This window comes from Pseudarthrobacter sp. MOO13 (assembly GCF_058267655.1).
The window spans coordinates 1,287,422-1,304,789 of sequence record NZ_CM177848.1; the positions used below are offsets into that span (position 1 = coordinate 1,287,422).

A 17,368-nucleotide genomic window follows, 5' to 3' on the forward strand; every position below is an offset into this window, starting at 1 on the left:
ACCGATGACATCTTTGATTGACGCGCCGCCAAGTGATGCGGACGCGCTCCTTCCGACCAAGAAAAAAGCGGCAGGGGGAGGGCTCGCCCAGTACATCCTGGTCCGCTTCCTGCTGATCTTCCCTACCATCCTCATCCTCGTCACGTTGGTGTTCTTCCTCATGCGGATCACCGGCGACCCCATTACCGCCGCCATGGGCGGCCGGCTCCCGCCGGAACAGCTGCAAGAACGCATCCACACCGCCGGCTACGACCGGCCACTGCTTCTGCAGTACTTCGAATACCTGGGGCAGCTGGTCACGGGCAACTTCGGCACCACCCTCTCGGACAACCGCAAGGTCACCGAGATGCTGACCACTTATGGCTCCGCCACCCTGGAGCTCGCCATCAACGCCATCATCGTCGCGCTGGTGGTGGGCATACCGCTCGGGATGATCGCCGCGCACCGTCGTGATCACCTGCCGGACGCCGTGCTCCGGATCCTGGCCATCCTGTTCTACGCAACCCCGGTGTTCTTCGCCGGCATGCTGCTCAAGTTGGTGTTCTCCGTGTGGCTGGGCTGGCTGCCGGTCGCCGGCCGCGCCGGGACGAGGACCGAACTGTCCCTCACAGCCCTGGAAGCCCCCACCGGCATCTACTGGCTGGATGCCCTGCGCAGCGGAAACATGGCTGCGCTCAGCGACGTGATGTCCCACGCCGTCCTTCCGGCTCTGGCCCTTGGCCTCCTGACGGCCGGGGTCTTCCTGCGCCTGGTTCGGACCAATGTCATCGGCACGCTCGGCAAGGACTACATTGAGGCGGGCCGCTCACGTGGCGTCAGCGAATACCGGCTGGTCACCAAACACGCCTACAAGCCGGCGCTGATCCCCATCATCACGGTCATGGGCCTGCAGATCGCAGTGCTGCTCGGCGGGGCCGTGCTCACCGAAACAACCTTTGAGTGGAAAGGCCTCGGATTCCAGCTGGCCAACTACCTCACGGCGCGCGACTTCGTCGCCGTCCAGGGCATCGTGGTGCTGCTGGCCGTCATCGTCGCCGTCACCAACTTCATCGTGGACATCATCGCCGCGCTGATCGACCCCCGCGTGAGGTACTGACATGACTGCCGAGACCACCCTGGAACCCGTGGCCAACCCGCGGGCATCCTTCTTCCGGCGGCTGCCGGTTGTTTCCCACTTCAACAAGAGCGTCGGGCTGCAACGCTTCATGCTGGTCGTGGGGCTCGTCCTCACAGGCATCTTCCTGCTCACAGCCTTGGCAGCTCCGCTGCTGGCGCCCTACGGCTTCGCGCAGCTTTCGGATGCCGACGGCAACTTCCCCACCCAGCAGGCCCCCGGCGGCAAGCACCTCCTGGGCACCACCGTTGGCGGTTATGACGTCCTGTCACGGGTGATCTGGGGCACCCAGACCGCCCTGCTGGTCATCATCGTCGCCGTCATCCTCTCCATCTTCGCCGGCGTCATCCTCGGCCTGGTGAGCGGCTACATCGGCGGCTGGCTGGACCGCATCCTGGTGGTCGTCGCCGATGCCATCTACGCCTTTCCGTCCCTGCTGGTCGCGATCGTCATGGCCATTGTCATCAGCGGGGGCCAGTCCAGCCTGCTGGGCGGAATCCTGGCTGCCGCCATCTCCATCACAGTCGTGTTCATCCCGCAGTACTTCAGGGTGATCCGGGCCGAAACGATCAGGCTCAAGGCAGAGCCTTTCGTCGAATCGGCCAAGGTGGTGGGCGCCTCGAACATCCGGATCATGACCCGGCACATCTACCGCAACGCCACCCGCACCCTGCCGCTGATCTTCACCCTCAACGCCTCCGAATCAATCCTGACCCTCGCAGGGTTGGGCTTCCTGGGCTTTGGCATCGAACCGAGCTCAGCCGCGGAATGGGGCTTCGACCTGAACAAGGCGCTCGCCGACACCACGTCCGGCATTTGGTGGACGGGGCTGTTCCCCGGCCTGGCCATCGTCTGGACCGTGCTGGGGCTGACGCTCGTGGGCGAAAGCATCAACGACCTCAACGATCCGCGCCTGCGCGGGCGGAAGCGGATCAGCCGCAAAGCACCTGCCGCATCAGCTGGACCCGGCACCGAAACAGAATTGAGCAACCCGTGAGCGAAAACCTTGGGTCCGTTTCGGACCACACGGAACAGGACCGTAAAACGGTGCTGGAGATCGACCACTTGCAGGTCACCTTCGCCACCGACGGCGGCGACGTCCATGCCGTCAAGGACGTCAACCTTGAAGTCAGGGCCGGAGAAGTGCTGGCCATCGTGGGCGAATCCGGCTCCGGCAAGACCGTCACCGCCAAAACCATCCTGGGGCTGCTGCCTGAAACAGCGATGAGTTCCGGCGCCGTGCTGATCAACGGCACCAATGTCATCAGCCTGAGCCCCGGCCGGCTCCGCCAGATCCGTGGACGCGACGTGGCCATGGTGTTCCAGGAACCCTCCACCGCCCTCAACCCGGTATTCACGGTGGGATGGCAGATCGCCGAAGGGATCCGGGCCCATGCCGGGGCAGACGGCAGCGGGCGCGTATCAGCGAAGGAAGCCAAGGAACGGGCCATCGAAGCCCTGCGCAAAGTGGGAATCCCGGACCCCGAGCACCGCGTCAGCTACTACCCGCACCAATTCTCCGGCGGCCAGAAACAGCGTGTGGTGATCGCGGCAGCACTGGCCCTGAATCCCGGCCTCATTGTCGCCGACGAACCCACCACGGCCCTGGATGTCACGGTACAGGCGGAAATCCTCGAACTTCTCCGGGACCTGAGGGACAAGTACGGCACCTCGATCGTCCTGATCACCCACAACATGGGAGTGGTGGCCGACCTCGCCGACCGGGTAGTGGTGATGTACCGGGGCGACATCGTCGAGGAGGCCACCTCGAAGACGTTGTTCGCTGAACCCCGCCAGGACTACACCCGCAAGCTCCTCGCTGCCGTGCCGCACCTGGGCCGCAACTCGGCGTCGGCCGGCCTCACCGAACGTCCGCACCAGGACGGGGAAGTGCTGGTGTCCGCCGACAACCTGGTGATCGAATACCCGGGACGACTGGGGACACCCGCCTTCAAGGCAGTGGACGGCGTCAGCTTCACCTTGTCCAGGGGCGAGGTGTTCGGCCTCGTGGGGGAATCTGGATCCGGCAAGACGACCATCGGACGGGCCATCGCCGGGCTGAACCGGACCACCGGAGGCAGCCTGAAGGTCCTGGGCTACGAAATGCTGAACTTGCGCGAACGCACGTTCAAACCACTCCGCAAGGACATCGGCTTCGTCTTCCAGGATCCGGCCGCCTCGTTCAACCCGCAGCTCACCATCGGTGATTGCATCGCGGAGCCCATGCTGATCCATACCCGGCCAAGCGAGGCCCAGGCGCGCAAGCGCGTCGGCGAGCTGTTGGAATCGGTGCAGCTGCCGGCGTCGTATGCGGGCAGGTACCCGCACGAGCTCTCCGGCGGCCAGCGGCAGCGGGCATCGCTGGCGCGGGCACTTAGCCTGAATCCGCGGCTGCTGATTGCGGATGAGCCGACGTCGGCCCTGGACGTTTCGGTCCAGGCGAAGGTCCTGGAACTGTTCAAGGACATCCAGGAGGAGTTTGGCTTCGGCTGCCTGTTCATCAGCCATGACCTTGCCGTTGTGGACATCCTGTCCTCCTGGGTGGGCGTGCTGTACAAGGGCAAGCTGGTGGAGCAGGGGATCGGCAGCCAGGTCATGGGCAACCCGCGCCATGACTACACACGCCGCCTGATCGCCTCGCTGCCAGTGCCGGACCCGGCCGAACAGGCTAAACGCCGGGAGGAACACCGGGCACTCCTGGGCATCTGAGCCTGGCTGTGGCTCCCGCAGGCAGGAGCCAGTGGCGCCGGTGCCCGCCGTCAGCCGGCACCGGCGCTTCATACCCGCGTCGATTTCATCGGCTCCCATAGACTGGAACCATGACGCAGCACAACCCGGGCCCAGACGATTTTGATCCATCCGCCAGTTCACTGGCAGGCCACGTGGATAATTCGGTGATGGCTGAACTGCTGTCCATCCGTTCCAGCATCGACAATATCGACGCCACACTGGTGTACCTGCTCGCCGAGCGTTTCAAGGCCACGCAAAAGGTGGGCTTCCTGAAGGCCGCACACCGGTTGCCCGCCGGCGACCCCGGGCGCGAAGCTGCCCAGATCGCTCGGCTGCGGCGACTCGCCGAGGACGCCCACCTCGATCCCGCGTTCGCGGAAAAGTTCCTGAACTTCATCATCGGCGAGGTTATCCGCCACCATGAGGCCATCGCCGAGGACCATCAGGCGTCCGCCGAAGCCAACCCCCACAGCTCAGCACTGGCGTGAGCCGGGAACAGCACCAACCCGGACCCGGCCAGCAGCCGGCCGTTATTGCTGCGCAGGAAGTGACGGCCACTGGCCTGGGCCCGTGGCCCGGTGAGGATCCGCTCGAAGCCGCCCGGATCATCCGCGGTGAACTTGGCAGCCCGCATTTACCTTTCCTCGCCGAACTGCCGGAACGTGGCGTTGGATCCGATGCCTTGGGCCGCACCGCATCGTTCCTTGAGGAACTGGCCGTTGATGTCCAGCCCCACGGGTGGCGGCTTGTTGACCGCCCGGGCAAGGACATGCGGCGGGCAGCTTCGGCCCTGTCCACCGACCTGAATGTCCTCGCGGACGTCGCCGGCGCCGAGGACGTCTCAGCCCGGGAACTGAAGGTCCAGCTGGTGGGGCCGCTCACCCTCGCTGCCGGCCTGTACCTGCACAACGGTGAACGCGCCTTGCTGGACCACGGCGCCCGCCGGGACCTCGCAGCCTCCCTGGCCGCCGGGGTGGGCGGCTACCTTGGCCGGGTTGCCGCAGCAGTACCAGGGACCCGCCTGGTGGTCCAGGTGGACGAGCCGGCCATCACAGCAGTGCTGGCAGGCACCATACCCACGGCCAGCGGGTATCGGACCCTGCGGGCGATCGCCGTCTCCGAAGCGCGGGAGGCCTGGCGCCTGGTCCTGGACGCCCTCCGCGCAGCCGGAGCCGCCGAGGTGGTCGTGTCCCTCCCGGACATCGAAGCGCCGATCGAGCTGGCCCTGTCCGCGGGGGCCGACGGCGTTGCGTTGCCGTTGAAGGCCCTGACCAACCGGCAATGGGAACAGCTCGCCGGGGCAGTCGAGGCAGGCAAGCATTTCTGGGCCGGTGCATTGGAAGTCTCCGGGGGGACACTCCCGCAGGTGGCCGAGGGCGTGGAATCGCTATGGCGTCCTTGGCGGCAGCTGGGCCTGCCCGCCCAACTGCTCAGCGCGGTGCGGGTGACGCCCTCCGCAGGACTGGCGGGACTCACTCCTGCACAGGCCACGGCGGTCCTCGGCAGGCTGACCCAGGTGGCGGACGGGCTCAACCAGCGGGTGCTGGGATAAGACTCAAACCCTGTTCTCCCAGCGGTCCGGCTGGGCGTAACGGGGGAGGTAGCTCTGGGCGGAGCTGCCGCCGGAGTAGGGGCGGAGCCGGTAGTCGAAGGCCCCCGCGTACACCAGGACCAGGCCAATCTGGGGCTGGATCACTTTCACCTGGATACGGTGCCGCCCGTGAGGGCCTTCGGAGGGGTCCCACCACTGTTCCGCGTAGGCTTTCGCATCCAGTGCCCGAGGGAGGGGCAACCGGAGCGGTCCGAGGAAAAGCCGCGAAACTTCGGATACGCCGCGCAGCCTTCCTTCCGGGGTGACGCCCAGGTTCAGGTCCGTGACGAGGCGCCGGTACCGGCCGACGTAGTCCACCAGCTGCGTGCCGCCGCCGCGCGTGGTGGCGCTGGTGGTGTCCTGGAAAAGCCGGGTGCGCCCGGGGAAGCGGATTTCCCGGCGTGCGGTCAGGCTGGATCGGCCAAACGGATCCTGATGCGCATGGTTCTCGATCCGGAACGGGACGTTTTCGCCGTACTCCGGGAAAAATGCTTCTTCGCCGCTGGTGAGCCGCAGTAATGGGCGCAGCCACCGCTGGCGGCAGCCCACGACGTCGAACGTTCCTTCACCCACGCCGTACTGCCCTGATCCAGGGGCGAGTGAGAAGTACTCCTGCAATTCGGGCTGCAGGCGGGAAAACTCTGCGCCCAAGGCCTGCTGGTAGATCGGGACGCTCATGGTGACCTCCTGTTGCCGGTGACGGACAGCTGCCGCCGGTTTTACAATCTACCGGCAGCCTTGAGCCGGATGTACATGTCCGCGAGCCGGGGCGGCAACTCATGGGGTTCGGCGTCCACCACTTCCACACCATAGCGCCGCAACTCCGCGGTCAGGGCTGCCCGCTGCAGAAGGGCGCGTTCCGCGGCTGCCGCCCGGAACACTCCGGTGGCATCGCTGCGATCGCGGAGCATCGTGCCCAGTTGCGGGTCGCGGACGGCGGCCACCACCACGACGTGCTGGCTGGCCAAGCGTTCGGCGGCCGGGAGCAGGCCTTCTTCCGGTGCACCACCGTCCAGCGACGTCAGCAGGACCACCAGGGAACGATGCGCGGAGAGGGCCCTGACCTGCGCCGGGACCGCCGGCCAGTCCATCTCGATCAGCTCCGCCTCCAGCGGGGCCATGGCCTGCACCAGCCTCCCCAGGATGTTTCCCTGCCCGGCGGACGCGGCACGGGCCCTGGTCCGCCGGTCAAACGCAACGAAGTCCACCCGGTCGCCGCCGCGCTCCGCCAATACGCCCAACAGGAGCGCCGCCTCCATTCCGGTGTCCAGGCGGGTTTCGTCGCCGATCCTTGCGGCGGAGGTCCGGGAAGTATCAAGGACCATCACCACGCGCCGGTCCCGCTCCGGGCGCCACGTGCGGACCACCACCGCGGAACGGCGGGCGGTGGCGCGCCAGTCGATCGAGCGCACGTCATCGCCCCTGACGTAATCGCGCAGGGAGTCGAATTCTGTGCCGGCACCACGGATCTGCACGGCAGCCTTGCCGTCGAGTTCGCGCAGCTTCCTCAACTTTGAGGGCAAGTGCCGCCGGGAATGGAAGGGCGGCAGGACCCGCACCGAGCCCGGGCACCCGATGGTGCGCTGGCGGGCGGCGAGGCGAAGCGGGCCGAAGGAACGGATGGTCACATGCTGCGTTGTGAGGTCCCCGCGCCGGACCGGTTGAAGCCGTACGGTGTAGCGGCGGCTTTCGCCCGCCGGCACGTCGATGTCCTGCACCGGGTTCCGGGCGCCGGCCGAAGGTTGCCAACCGTCCCTGGCCGTGCCCCGCAGCGCCCGGTTGCCGTCGTTGCGGACCGTGAACACCGCGTCCGTTTGGCCGTTCAGCGTCACATTTTCCGGCGCCGGGCGCACCACGCTGATCTGCCGCAGCGACCCGGCGAACACCAGTTCGGCACACGCCAGGGCCGTCAGCACTGACACGGTGGCCAGGACGGTCAGCCAGCCGGGGAGGAGCAGTACCGGGACAACGCCAAGCAGCACCAGTGCAACGAAGCGACCCGAGATGGCCATCAGCGGGGAACGGGAACGGACGCCAGGATGCTGCCCAGGACATCGTCCACCCGTACGCCGTCCATCTGCGCCTCAGGTTGCAGGGCCACGCGGTGGCGCAGGCAGGGCAGCGCCAGCGCCTTGACGTCGTCAGGGGTGACGAAGGGGCGGCCGGAGAGCCAGGCCCAGGACCGTGAGGTGTTGAGGAGGGCGGTGGCACCGCGCGGGGAGACCCCGAGCTGGAATGAGGGGGCGCTCCGTGTGGCCCTAACCAGGTCCACGATGTAGCCGATGATTTCCGGTTCGACAGCCACCCTTGTTACTGCCTCACGCGCCCGTTCCAGATCCGCCGCACCGGCTACTGCCTGCACTCCCGCGGCAGCAAGGTCGCGGGGATCAAACCCGGCGGCATGGCGCCGGATGACCTCGATTTCCTCCTGGCGCTGCGGCAGCGGCATGCTGAGCTTGAGCAGGAACCGGTCCAGCTGTGCCTCGGGAAGCGGGTAGGTCCCCTCGTACTCCACCGGATTCTGCGTGGCGGCCACCAGGAACGGTGAAGGCAGCCTCCGGGCCCGGCCGTCCACGGACACCTGCCGCTCCTCCATTGCCTCCAGGAGTGAGGCCTGCGTCTTCGGCGGGGTCCTGTTGATCTCGTCTGCGAGCAGGAGGTTGGTGAACACCGGTCCCTCCCGGAAGCTGAACTCGGAGGTATGGGCGTCGTAGACCAGCGAGCCGGTGACGTCGCCCGGCATCAGGTCCGGGGTGAACTGCACCCGCTTGGTGTCCAGGCTCAAGGCCGAGGACAGCGCCCTGACCAGCAGGGTCTTGGCCACGCCCGGGACGCCCTCCAGCAGCACATGCCCCTGCGCAAGCAGGGCGATCAGGAGGCCCGTAACCGTTGCGTCCTGGCCCACCACCGCTTTTGCCACTTCGCGGCGGACGGCAAGGAGCGACTGCCTCGCAGCGTCGTCGTCTGCTGTATTGCCGCCGCCCACCGAATTAAGGACCTGCGGGCCGCTGCTGTGTTCGCTCATTGGGTCATGACCTCTTTCTCGAGTTTGTCCATGGCCTGTGACCAGGCCACCAGGCGGGCTTCGGTTGCCGGTCGTTCATTCACCAGCACGCGCACGGCAGCCGGATCCCTGCCCAGGAGCCGGGCCGCTGCGGCAATGATGTCCTCGGCCCCCGCGCCGGGGCCAAGCCGGACCTTCCCTGAAATGCGCGCCAGCATGCCGGCCCGCAGGTTGTCCCGGGCCTGGTCCAGGGCACGTGAGTCCTGGTACAGCCTGGCGCGTCCTTCCGCGGTTTCAACCGCCTTGACCACCACGGGCAGGGGCTCGAAGACCAAGGGCCCGTGCCGCCGGCCCCGCCACACGATTGCCGCCACCGCCACCAGGAGCAGCCAAGGCCCCAGGAAGCGTGCCCAACCCGGTGCCAGGTCATCGAGGGTCTTCCCGTGGCCGGTCACCGTCACGTCTTCCAGCGAGGGCAGGTACCAGACAAGGTCAGGCGATGCTCCGAGCAGCCTGACCGCCAGGGCTGCGTTGCCCAGGTCGTCGAGCTTGTCGTTCCCCAGGACGGCCGTGCTTCCCAGCACTGCCGTGCGCCGGTCGCCGCTGGTGGCGAGCATCCCGGCGGTTCCCGCCGTCCGGTAACAGGTGGTGCCGCCGTCGTACACGAATCCTCCCTGGCCCGTGACCTGGCCTGCGGCGTTGGCGTCCGCCTGGCTGCACCTCGGGTCCAGGACCGGGACGGTGTCAGGCACGACGCCGGCCTGGTGGATGCCGACGTCGAGGGCGGTGAGGGTGTCCAGCCTGGGGGAGATGACCACCACGCGGTCCGCCGCCGCGGCCAGGGCCGCAAGCTGGGGTTTGCCAAGGATGCCGTTCCGGTCGTAGAGCAGCAGCGTGGGTGAGGAGCTGGACCGGAGGTCGGCCAGCGCTGCATCGAAGCGGTTCGGGGTGTGGACGTCCACGCCGTGGCGGCCGAGGATCTGCGCAAGCGCCCTGGCGCCGTTGGGTCCGGCATTGTGGACGGACAGGGGAACGGTGTCGCCCTTGGGGGCCAATTGCGTTCCGATGACGAGTGCCAGCGCCGCACCGGCAAGCACAACCGAGGCCGCCAGGCCACGGTGGTTGCGGATCCACCCGATCGGCCCGCGGCCTCGCGGCGCCTGCCCGGCGGCCGCCCCGGAGCTTGGTGTGTTGCTGTAGCCGGTGTTCGCTGGTGGAAGCCCGGTCATGGCACCGGCACCGTGCCTGCGGAGCCGGCGGATGCGGGCTTCATGGCCTCCAGCCTGGTATCGAGTCCCACCATTTCACGGTATTGCCCGCTGCCCGCAGGCCTGTTTCCGTAGCGGATTCCATCAAAGGTTTCCGCCGCCCACCGCAAAGGCTCGGCTTCGGCAGCGAACTGGACGGACAACGCTTGTGCCACTTCGTCTGCGGTCCTGCCGGGCTGCGGGTCCAGTATCGTCCGGTGTTCGGCGGTGCGGACCATGGCGCGGAAGCGGTCGACGACGGCGTCCCCCCAGTTCTCTGCCGCGGCGGCGGCTTCCGCGCGGGCGCGGTAGTCCGCGGCCGCCAGGGAGTTGCCGAGCTCAAAAACGTCCTTGGGCTGCCGGGTTCGGGCATTGAGGCGGGGCCGCGCCAGGATGACGGCGGCCGCGATGATCCCGGCAATGACAAGGGCGATGGCAACGCCGGGGACCGATGGCGCATCCCCCCGGGAGCCGTCCAGGGATTGCAGCCAATCCAGGAAGTTCCGCCACAGGGTGTCAAGCCAGGATGGGGCGGCCTCCCGGTACTCCGGTTTGGCCAGTTCCTCCGCCGCCCAGCGCCGTGCCTCTTCGGCGCCCGGAAGCACCGGAGGCTCAGCGGCCATAGGGCCAGGCTCCCGGCGCCGCACCCTGCCCTGGGTACGGAGTGTTGGTGCCCGGGCGGGGGCCCCGGCCCGGGATGCCGTCCGGATCCGCCCCGGTCTCCGCCTGGCGCAGCAAGGTGATGTCAAGGCCGTCCTTGCGCATCCGCAAGTCCATGTAGAGCAGGGCCATGACGGAGGTCTGAAAGGCGAACCCCACCCCGCCGACCAAGGCGCCGACCAGGGCGGTGACGATGCCCAGGACCACTGCCAGGGTGGCGTCCTGTCCGCTGCCGCCGTGCGGCGAGACGACGCCGGCCAGGACCACGGGCAGGAAGCTCACCGGGATCAGGACCACCTGGCTGATCACGCCCACCAGGATGGATACCACCAACGTGATGCCCAGGATCCGCCACCAGTTGGCCCGGGTCAGCTCCCACGACCGCCGAAGCCCGGCGAAGGCCCCAAGTTCTTCGATAACGACGGCGGCCGGCGCCACCATGAGCTTGATGCCCACCCAGGCGAAGAGGGCAACGACGCCCAGGACCAGGGGGAAAGCGAAGAGGGACGCGGTGCCCCGGACGTTGGTGAAGAAGAGCGCCAGGATGACGGCGAGCAGCCCCATGGCCGCAATTCCCGCCGCGACCAGCAGCGCAGCCAATCCGACGAGGGCGCCGATCCGGGGCCGCGCCAGGGACATCATCCGCCGGAAGCCGGTGGGGCGGTTGAGGACCGACCGGGCCACGGGCACCACCATGGCGCCCTGGAGGACGGCGGAGAGGAACACGGACAGGACAGTCACCGCGGCGGCGCCTGCCATCAGTCCGATGGCCATGGACGCCATATCGCCCCGGGTGGCAGTGCGCGCCCACCCTTCGAGCGATACAGCCGAGGATGCACTCACGGCCGTGACTACCGCGGTGATGACGGCGGCCAGGGCCTGGGTCAGCAGGCCCGCGCCCACCATGGCCTTTGCGTTGCGGCGCATCGCTTGGAAAGAACCATCCAGGATCTCGCCGAACATCAGCGGCCGCAAGGGAATGATGCCGGGTTTGGGGGGCGCGACGTAGCGCGGCTGACCGTAGGGCGGGGTGCCGTAGGGCATGCCGGGGTAGGGGGACCCGTTATTCGGCTGGCCGCCGTATCCGGGGGGCCCATACGGTTGGCCGGCGTACGGTGGTTGGCCCGGGTAAGGGCTGCTGGGGTTCGGCGGTCCCGGCTGTTGCCACTGGGGTTGCTGCCACTGGGGCGGCTGGTGCCATGACGGCTCTTGCTCCCAGCCGGGCGGCTGTTGCCCTGCTGGCGGTTGCGCGCCCGCAGGTGATTCCCACGGCTGCTGCCAACCCGGCGGTACGGGGCCGCTGGCGCTCCCGGCGCCCGATCCGCCGTCGTCTGCTCCGTTGCCCGGCCGCCCCTGCCGGGGCTCGCCGGGTTCCGACTCCTGTGGTGACACTGATTTCCTCCCCCAATACCACTGCGCCTGATACCGCGCGCTGCCCTCTCCAAAGGTGCCCGCCGGCAGCGCAGGGCTTGACCCCAAGACTATAGTTCCGGCGTCGGACCGCCTAGTGTCCCGCCATGCCGGAAGGCGCTGAACAGGACAAAGCCATCCCGATAAGGGAATATATAACTATGAAGGCACGCATTCTGGTTGTAGATGATGACGAAGCGCTGGCCGAGATGATTGGAATTGTCCTCCGTAATGACGGCTTCGAACCCGTCTTTTGCGCCGACGGCGCCCAGGCGCTGGACGTCTTCCGGTCTTCGCGGCCGGATCTGGTCCTGCTTGACCTCATGCTTCCCGGCATGGACGGTATTGAAGTCTGCCGCCAGGTCCGTGCCGAATCGGATGTGCCCATCGTCATGCTGACCGCCAAGTCTGATACCTCCGACGTCGTCCGAGGGCTCGAATCCGGTGCTGACGACTATGTGCCCAAACCCTTCAAACCGGCCGAACTGGTGGCACGCGTGCGCGCCCGGCTCCGCCCCGGAGACCAAAAGGCGCCCGAGACGCTCCGGATCGCGGACATCACCATCGACGTCGCGGGCCACACTGTCAGCAGGGGCAGCGACCGGATCTCCCTGACGCCGCTGGAATTCGACCTCCTCGTGGCACTGGCCCGCAAGCCGTGGCAGGTCTTCACCCGGGAACTCCTCCTGGAGCAGGTTTGGGGCTACCGGCACGCCGCCGATACCCGCCTGGTCAACGTCCATGTCCAGCGGCTGCGGTCCAAGATCGAGCAGGACCCGGAAGCCCCGGAAGTTGTATTGACGGTGCGTGGTGTCGGCTACAAAGCAGGGGTCTGACCCCGCCGCGCAGGACGGGGGACCTGATCGGAGCCTTGCGGCTTCCGGGGAGGCGCCGGAAGCCGGCGCCCCGCTGAACGGCAGCGACGAAGAGCGCGGGCCGGGGCTTGCCGAGTCCACACCCCCGGGCATGCCGCGCATGGTGTTCCGCGCAAGGATCTGGCAGCGGCGCGCCCTTATCGTCGCCTTGCGCGTCGTCCGGTTGGTGCGGACGGGTGTGGTGCGGTTCCTGCCCGGCCTGCGTTACCTCGGCAGGGCCCTGCAAAAACGTTGGCGCCGCTCCTTGCAGTTCCGGACGGTCCTGACCACACTGATGCTGGCCATGACCTCCTTTGCGGTGGTTGGCGCCTACCTGTCCAACCAGATTGCCAACAACCTCTTCCAGGAGCGGTTGACCCAGGCGGAGTCGGAGACCCGCTACAACGTCAAGCAGGTTCAGGACACGTTCGACGGCGCCCAGGTCACCGACCAGTCCAGCGTCATCACCTTGGTTTCGGACACGCTCAGCGCGGTCGAGGGCAGGGGATCGGTCATCCAGCGGCGCTACGTTTTTGAAGCGATGCCCAACCAGACCAAACCCCGCAACCGCTGGGTGGAGTCCCGCGCCTCTGACCAGCTCACTGTCAGCGTCATCCCGCCGGACCTGCGCAAGGCTGTACAGGAATCGGGCAAGGAACAGTTCTGGGCGTCCACCGTTATTCCGGTGGGCACCGAAGACCGGCCGGGAATCGCCGTCGGAAACAAAGTGACCTTTAACGGCACCGTCTATGAGCTCTACCTTATTTACGACCTGAACACGGCACAGCAGACGCTCAATGAGATCCAAAGCGTCCTTTGGGCAGGCGGCGCCGTCCTGGTGCTCCTGATCGGCGCGGTCGCCTGGTACGTCACCCGCAATGTGGTCAGCCCGGTCAGCCACGCCGCGATGGTGTCGGAAAAGCTGGCCGCCGGGCAACTGCAGGAACGCATGGTGGTCCGGGGCGAGGACGAGGTGGCCCGCCTGGGCGCCTCCTTCAACCACATGGCCGCCAGCCTGCAGGAACAAATCACCCAGCTAGCCACCCTTTCACAGATGCAGCAGCGCTTTGTTTCGGACGTCTCGCACGAACTGCGGACACCCCTGACCACCGTGCGCATGGCGGCCGAAGTCCTGTACGACGCGCGCGACGACTTCGACCCCATCAACAAGCGCTCGGCCGAGCTGCTCTACAACCAGGTGGAGCGTTTCCAGTCCCTTCTCTCGGACCTGCTTGAGATCAGCCGCTTCGATGCAGGCGTCGCGGTGCTGGACGCTGAACCCGAGGACCTGCTCCATGTGATTTCGCACGTCATCGAAGGTGCGGCCCCCGTGGCTGCCGAGTACGGCTCGGACATCGTCTTCGCGGCCCCGGAAGGCTCGATGGTGGTGGAAATGGATGCCCGCCGGATCGACAGGATCCTGCGGAACCTGATCCTGAACGCCGTGGAGCATGGCGAAGGAAAACCGGTGACGGTGACGGTCGCGGCCAACGAGACGGCTGTTGGCGTTTCCGTGCGGGACCACGGTATCGGGATGGACCCGGCTGAAGCTGCCCGCGTCTTCGACAGGTTCTGGCGGGCGGACCCCGCCCGCGCCCGGACGACGGGAGGCAGCGGACTGGGCCTGTCCATCGCCATGGAGGACACCAAGCTGCACCACGGCTGGCTGCAGGCCTGGGGCCGGAAAGGCAGCGGGGCGAACTTCCGCCTGACCCTGCCGTTGCGCCAGGATGGCGCGATCACCGAGTCACCCGTGCAGCTCGAACCCAGGGACGTCACCATCCCGGGCGCGCCAGGGAACATCCCCGCAGAACAGGACAACAAGAACATGCTGGTGCTGCAGACAGATGCCGCCAAGCCCGCTCCGTCCCGGGGCCCCGAGGAGACACCATGACCCGGCACGGACGGCACGCACAGTACGCTGCGGCTTTCCTGGTTCTGCTGATCGTCCTCCTGTCCGGGTGTGCCCGGATCCCGACGTCCGGGCCGGTGGGAAAAAGCAGCGAAAGCAGCGCCGGAAATGTCAGTGCCCCGGTGTTCCTTCCTGCAGCGCCGCAACCGGGCGCCACACCGGAGACGATCATCGACTACTTCTACCGGGCGGGCAGCGGCTACGAGGACGACTACGCAGTGGCCCGGCAGTACCTCACCCAGGCATCGGCGGTGTCCTGGAAACCCGACAAGCGGGCGCTGGTTTACCGGGAAGCGCGGGTGGTACCGACCGGCACGGAAAACGTCTACAACTATGAGCTCGATGTCGCCTACACCGTGGACGCCGACGGTATTGCCACCCAGTCACCGCCGGGAACGGTGGAACGGATTCCCGTCACCGTGACACAGGTTGACAGCGAGTGGCGGATTTCCGCGATACCGGATGGGACCGCCATCGCCGAGGAAACCTTCAAGGTGATCTACGGCGCCTACCCGATCTACTTCTACGACCCGACGTTCACCTATGCCGTACCGGACGTGCGGTGGTTCCTGAAGAACAAGACGGTCAAAGCCATGACCAGTGCCCTGCTGGCCGGGCCCGCTCCCTACCTTCGCGGCGCCGTCGTCAGTGCCTTTCCTTCCGGGATCAAACTGGCCCGTGAATCGGTGCCGGTGGTGTCTGGAGCAGCCCAGGTTGATTTGACGGCAAAAGAGCTCACGGAAACATCAGCCGAAGACCGGCTCCGCATGCAAATGCAGTTGACGTTGACGTTCCGGACCCAGCCTGATGTGGTCAACGTGGAGCTTCGTGCCAACCAGGACCTGGTGCGCGTGGAGGACAACGGTTCGGTTCTTCCCCCGGTGCTGGATAAGACGGTGCCGTCCCGCCAGATTGCCATCAGCGGCGGCGAACTGGTGCGGTACGAAAACAACCGGGTTTCCCCGTTGCCCGACATGCAGTCCGTCTCGGCCCTCAACCCGCGGTTCCCCGCGGAATCACCCGTGTCCCAGGCTGCCGCGTTCCTGAACGAAGGACGCACCACGCTGTACAGCATCAGCCCGGGCCAGCCCGCCCGCGCCCTGACCACACGGAGCACCCTCAGCCGTCCGTCCTTCAGCCTCAATGACTGGGTGTGGACGGCGGGCCCCGGCGCCACCGGGGCAACCGAAGTGGTGGCGTTCCGTCCCGGTGGAGTGGCTGAAGGTGCACCCGTCCCCTCCGTGACGTTGGCGCCGTCGTGGCTTGCCGGCCGTACGGTGAAGGAATTCCGGATCTCGCGTGACGGTGTCCGTGCCCTGGTGATCTCCGAACAGAACGGAAAATCCAAAGTGCAGGTGACGGGCGTGATCCGCGGCGGCGACGGCACCCCGCGCGAACTGACGGCGCCCATCACGCTGGTCGCCGCCACCGATCCCGACCAGGGGGTCTGGGTCAACAGCACCTCGGTCGCCGTGATGAAAGCGGCAGCTGGCTCCAACGTTACGCCGGAGCTGCTGTCCCTGACCTCGGGCCAGCCGCAGCAGCTTGCCCCCTGGCCAGGGGTGGTGTCCATCAGCGCAGGCAACGGTGCCGATGACATTTACGTGCAGTCCGGCGAAGGGATTTTCCAGCGCCTGGGCAATGGCTGGTCACCGCAAATCAAGGGCCCGGTGGATCCCTCGTTCCCCGGCTGAGGGCGGGCGGACCTGGCCCACCTGGTATCCACATAGGTGGGCCCGGTCCTTCCCCATGCGGAACCGACCGGTGATGGTGGAAAGGTGAACGGCACCAGACGACCCGCCGGAACATCGAGGTCCCCTGACAGGGAACCTGCGCGTGACCCGGACCTTCATCCGCCGCCGCGGTGGGCTGCAAAGCACCGCGCGAATCAAGCGAGTGCCCTTTTGCGGCTTGTCGACTGGGTGGCGGGGGCCGGAGGTGAACTCCTGGCCTTGGCCGTCCCGGTGGACTGTGTGTGCTGCGGTGCGGAGGACAGTGCCCTCTGCCCAGCCTGCACCAGCCGTATCCGGCACCTGGCCAGGGAGCCGTTCCGGGCTGAGGGCGGCGCCCCCGCGCTGATGGATGTATCCGGGACCATCCTGCTCCCCGTCGTGGCGGCCGCTGTTTACCGGGACGAGGTGGCGCAGGGCCTGCTCTCGTTCAAACGGCACGGCCAGCACCAGCTTGGTGCAAGCCTGGCCCGGGCTTTGGCCGGGGCCGTCCGGGCGGCAACAGCGGACGCTGACGGGTTCGTGCTGGTGCCCGTCCCCACCAGCACGGCGGCCTACGTCAACCGGGGCTTCAGCCCGGTCCACCTGCTCCTCAAGAAGGCGGCCGGGCACCTGCCGGGCGTTGCCGTCGTCGATGCCCTGCGAAAGGTCCGGCCGTCGGGGGCCCAAGCGCTCAGGTGGACAGGACTGTCCGGCGGCCAGAAGGGGCTGGGCAGGGGCGCCCGCTCCCAGCGGGTCAGGGGGTCCATGCGGGTCGGCGTCCGGTCCCGTCCAGCGGTTGCGGGGAGGCCGTGCATCATCGTCGACGACGTCCTGACGACGGGTGCCACGATCGGGGAAGCAGCCCGTGCCTTGCACCAGGCAGGGGCCAAGGTGAGGGGCGCCGTCGTGCTTGCCGCGACACGCCCGCCGGATGCTGCGGACCCCGCGCCCGGCGCCCGCATGGAACCGCCGAAGCGACCATGACTTAGAAAAAAATAAACCGGGAAAGGATGAATAACAGGTGGCTATGAACTAACGTCGAAGGTGGGTACCAAGAACAGAATGTACCTTTCGATGGCGGCTCGGAGAGGGGCTCGACTGTCAGACAGCTGGGCCCAGGGAAGTGCCGCCGTC

At 67.3% G+C, this 17,368-nt stretch carries 15 protein-coding genes; 9 read left to right on the top strand and 6 right to left on the bottom strand.

The window, feature by feature from the left end; genetic code table 11:
- Window positions 1-4: 4 nt before the first annotated feature.
- The 5 genes from AC4EEO_RS06070 to AC4EEO_RS06090 all read left to right on the top strand — a co-directional run bounded on the left by AC4EEO_RS06070 (window position 5) and on the right by AC4EEO_RS06090 (window position 5,396).
- Window positions 5-1,096 (top strand): ABC transporter permease, encoded by a 1,092-nt coding sequence (locus AC4EEO_RS06070; protein ID WP_026264261.1) that lies wholly within the window; start codon window positions 5-7, stop codon window positions 1,094-1,096.
- A 1-nt stretch (window position 1,097) separates the two neighbouring features.
- On the top strand, window positions 1,098-2,111 hold the full coding sequence (locus AC4EEO_RS06075; RefSeq protein WP_018760240.1) for an ABC transporter permease: 1,014 nt from the start codon (window positions 1,098-1,100) through the stop codon (window positions 2,109-2,111).
- The gene (locus AC4EEO_RS06080; protein WP_491330196.1) at window positions 2,108-3,823 is read left to right on the top strand and encodes an ABC transporter ATP-binding protein; all 1,716 of its coding nucleotides are present in this window, start codon (window positions 2,108-2,110) and stop codon (window positions 3,821-3,823) included. Before AC4EEO_RS06075 ends, AC4EEO_RS06080 begins: the two co-directional genes overlap by 4 nt.
- Before the next feature lie 110 nt (window positions 3,824-3,933).
- On the top strand, window positions 3,934-4,332 hold the full coding sequence (locus tag AC4EEO_RS06085) for a chorismate mutase (protein WP_018760238.1): 399 nt from the start codon (window positions 3,934-3,936) through the stop codon (window positions 4,330-4,332).
- Between the two features lie 44 nt (window positions 4,333-4,376).
- Window positions 4,377-5,396 carry a uroporphyrinogen decarboxylase/cobalamine-independent methonine synthase family protein gene (locus AC4EEO_RS06090; RefSeq protein WP_043423675.1) on the top strand — a complete coding sequence of 340 codons (1,020 nt, stop codon included), beginning with the start codon at window positions 4,377-4,379 and terminating at the stop codon, window positions 5,394-5,396.
- Window positions 5,397-5,399: 3 nt separating this feature from the next.
- On the opposite strand, the gene AC4EEO_RS06095 is transcribed toward AC4EEO_RS06090, so the two are convergent.
- From AC4EEO_RS06095 to AC4EEO_RS06120, 6 genes are read right to left on the bottom strand one after another with little or no spacing between them, the layout of a single operon-like run.
- Window positions 5,400-6,113 carry a DUF4166 domain-containing protein gene (locus AC4EEO_RS06095; RefSeq protein WP_018760236.1) on the bottom strand — a complete coding sequence of 238 codons (714 nt, stop codon included), beginning with the start codon at window positions 6,111-6,113 and terminating at the stop codon, window positions 5,400-5,402.
- Window positions 6,114-6,154: 41 nt separating this feature from the next.
- Window positions 6,155-7,447 (bottom strand): DUF58 domain-containing protein, encoded by a 1,293-nt coding sequence (locus tag AC4EEO_RS06100; protein WP_018760235.1) that lies wholly within the window; start codon window positions 7,445-7,447, stop codon window positions 6,155-6,157.
- On the bottom strand, window positions 7,447-8,460 hold the full coding sequence (locus AC4EEO_RS06105) for an AAA family ATPase (RefSeq protein WP_285319977.1): 1,014 nt from the start codon (window positions 8,458-8,460) through the stop codon (window positions 7,447-7,449). Before AC4EEO_RS06105 ends, AC4EEO_RS06100 begins: the two co-directional genes overlap by 1 nt.
- On the bottom strand, window positions 8,457-9,668 hold the full coding sequence (locus AC4EEO_RS06110) for a DUF4350 domain-containing protein (protein WP_491340103.1): 1,212 nt from the start codon (window positions 9,666-9,668) through the stop codon (window positions 8,457-8,459). The genes AC4EEO_RS06105 and AC4EEO_RS06110 overlap by 4 nt, the downstream gene beginning before the upstream one ends.
- Window positions 9,665-10,309, bottom strand: coding sequence for a DUF4129 domain-containing protein (locus AC4EEO_RS06115; RefSeq protein WP_491340104.1), 645 nt, complete (start codon window positions 10,307-10,309; stop codon window positions 9,665-9,667). Before AC4EEO_RS06115 ends, AC4EEO_RS06110 begins: the two co-directional genes overlap by 4 nt.
- Window positions 10,299-11,390: a DUF7847 domain-containing protein gene (locus tag AC4EEO_RS06120; protein ID WP_491330193.1), complete on the bottom strand. Its 1,092-nt coding sequence runs from the start codon at window positions 11,388-11,390 to the stop codon at window positions 10,299-10,301. Before AC4EEO_RS06120 ends, AC4EEO_RS06115 begins: the two co-directional genes overlap by 11 nt.
- Window positions 11,391-11,917: 527 nt before the next feature.
- Between AC4EEO_RS06120 and mtrA the strand changes: the two genes are divergently transcribed.
- The 4 genes from mtrA to AC4EEO_RS06140 all read left to right on the top strand — a co-directional run bounded on the left by mtrA (window position 11,918) and on the right by AC4EEO_RS06140 (window position 17,218).
- Window positions 11,918-12,592, top strand: coding sequence for an MtrAB system response regulator MtrA (gene mtrA / locus AC4EEO_RS06125; RefSeq protein ID WP_018760230.1), 675 nt, complete (start codon window positions 11,918-11,920; stop codon window positions 12,590-12,592).
- A 139-nt stretch (window positions 12,593-12,731) separates the two neighbouring features.
- The gene (gene mtrB / locus AC4EEO_RS06130; protein ID WP_196803307.1) at window positions 12,732-14,504 is read left to right on the top strand and encodes an MtrAB system histidine kinase MtrB; all 1,773 of its coding nucleotides are present in this window, start codon (window positions 12,732-12,734) and stop codon (window positions 14,502-14,504) included.
- Window positions 14,501-16,216, top strand: a complete 1,716-nt coding sequence (locus tag AC4EEO_RS06135) for an LpqB family beta-propeller domain-containing protein (protein ID WP_491340105.1) — start codon at window positions 14,501-14,503, stop codon at window positions 16,214-16,216. Before mtrB ends, AC4EEO_RS06135 begins: the two co-directional genes overlap by 4 nt.
- A gap of 210 nt (window positions 16,217-16,426) precedes the next feature.
- Window positions 16,427-17,218, top strand: a complete 792-nt coding sequence (locus AC4EEO_RS06140; protein ID WP_133830975.1) for a ComF family protein — start codon at window positions 16,427-16,429, stop codon at window positions 17,216-17,218.
- The last annotated feature ends 150 nt before the right edge of the window (window positions 17,219-17,368 follow it).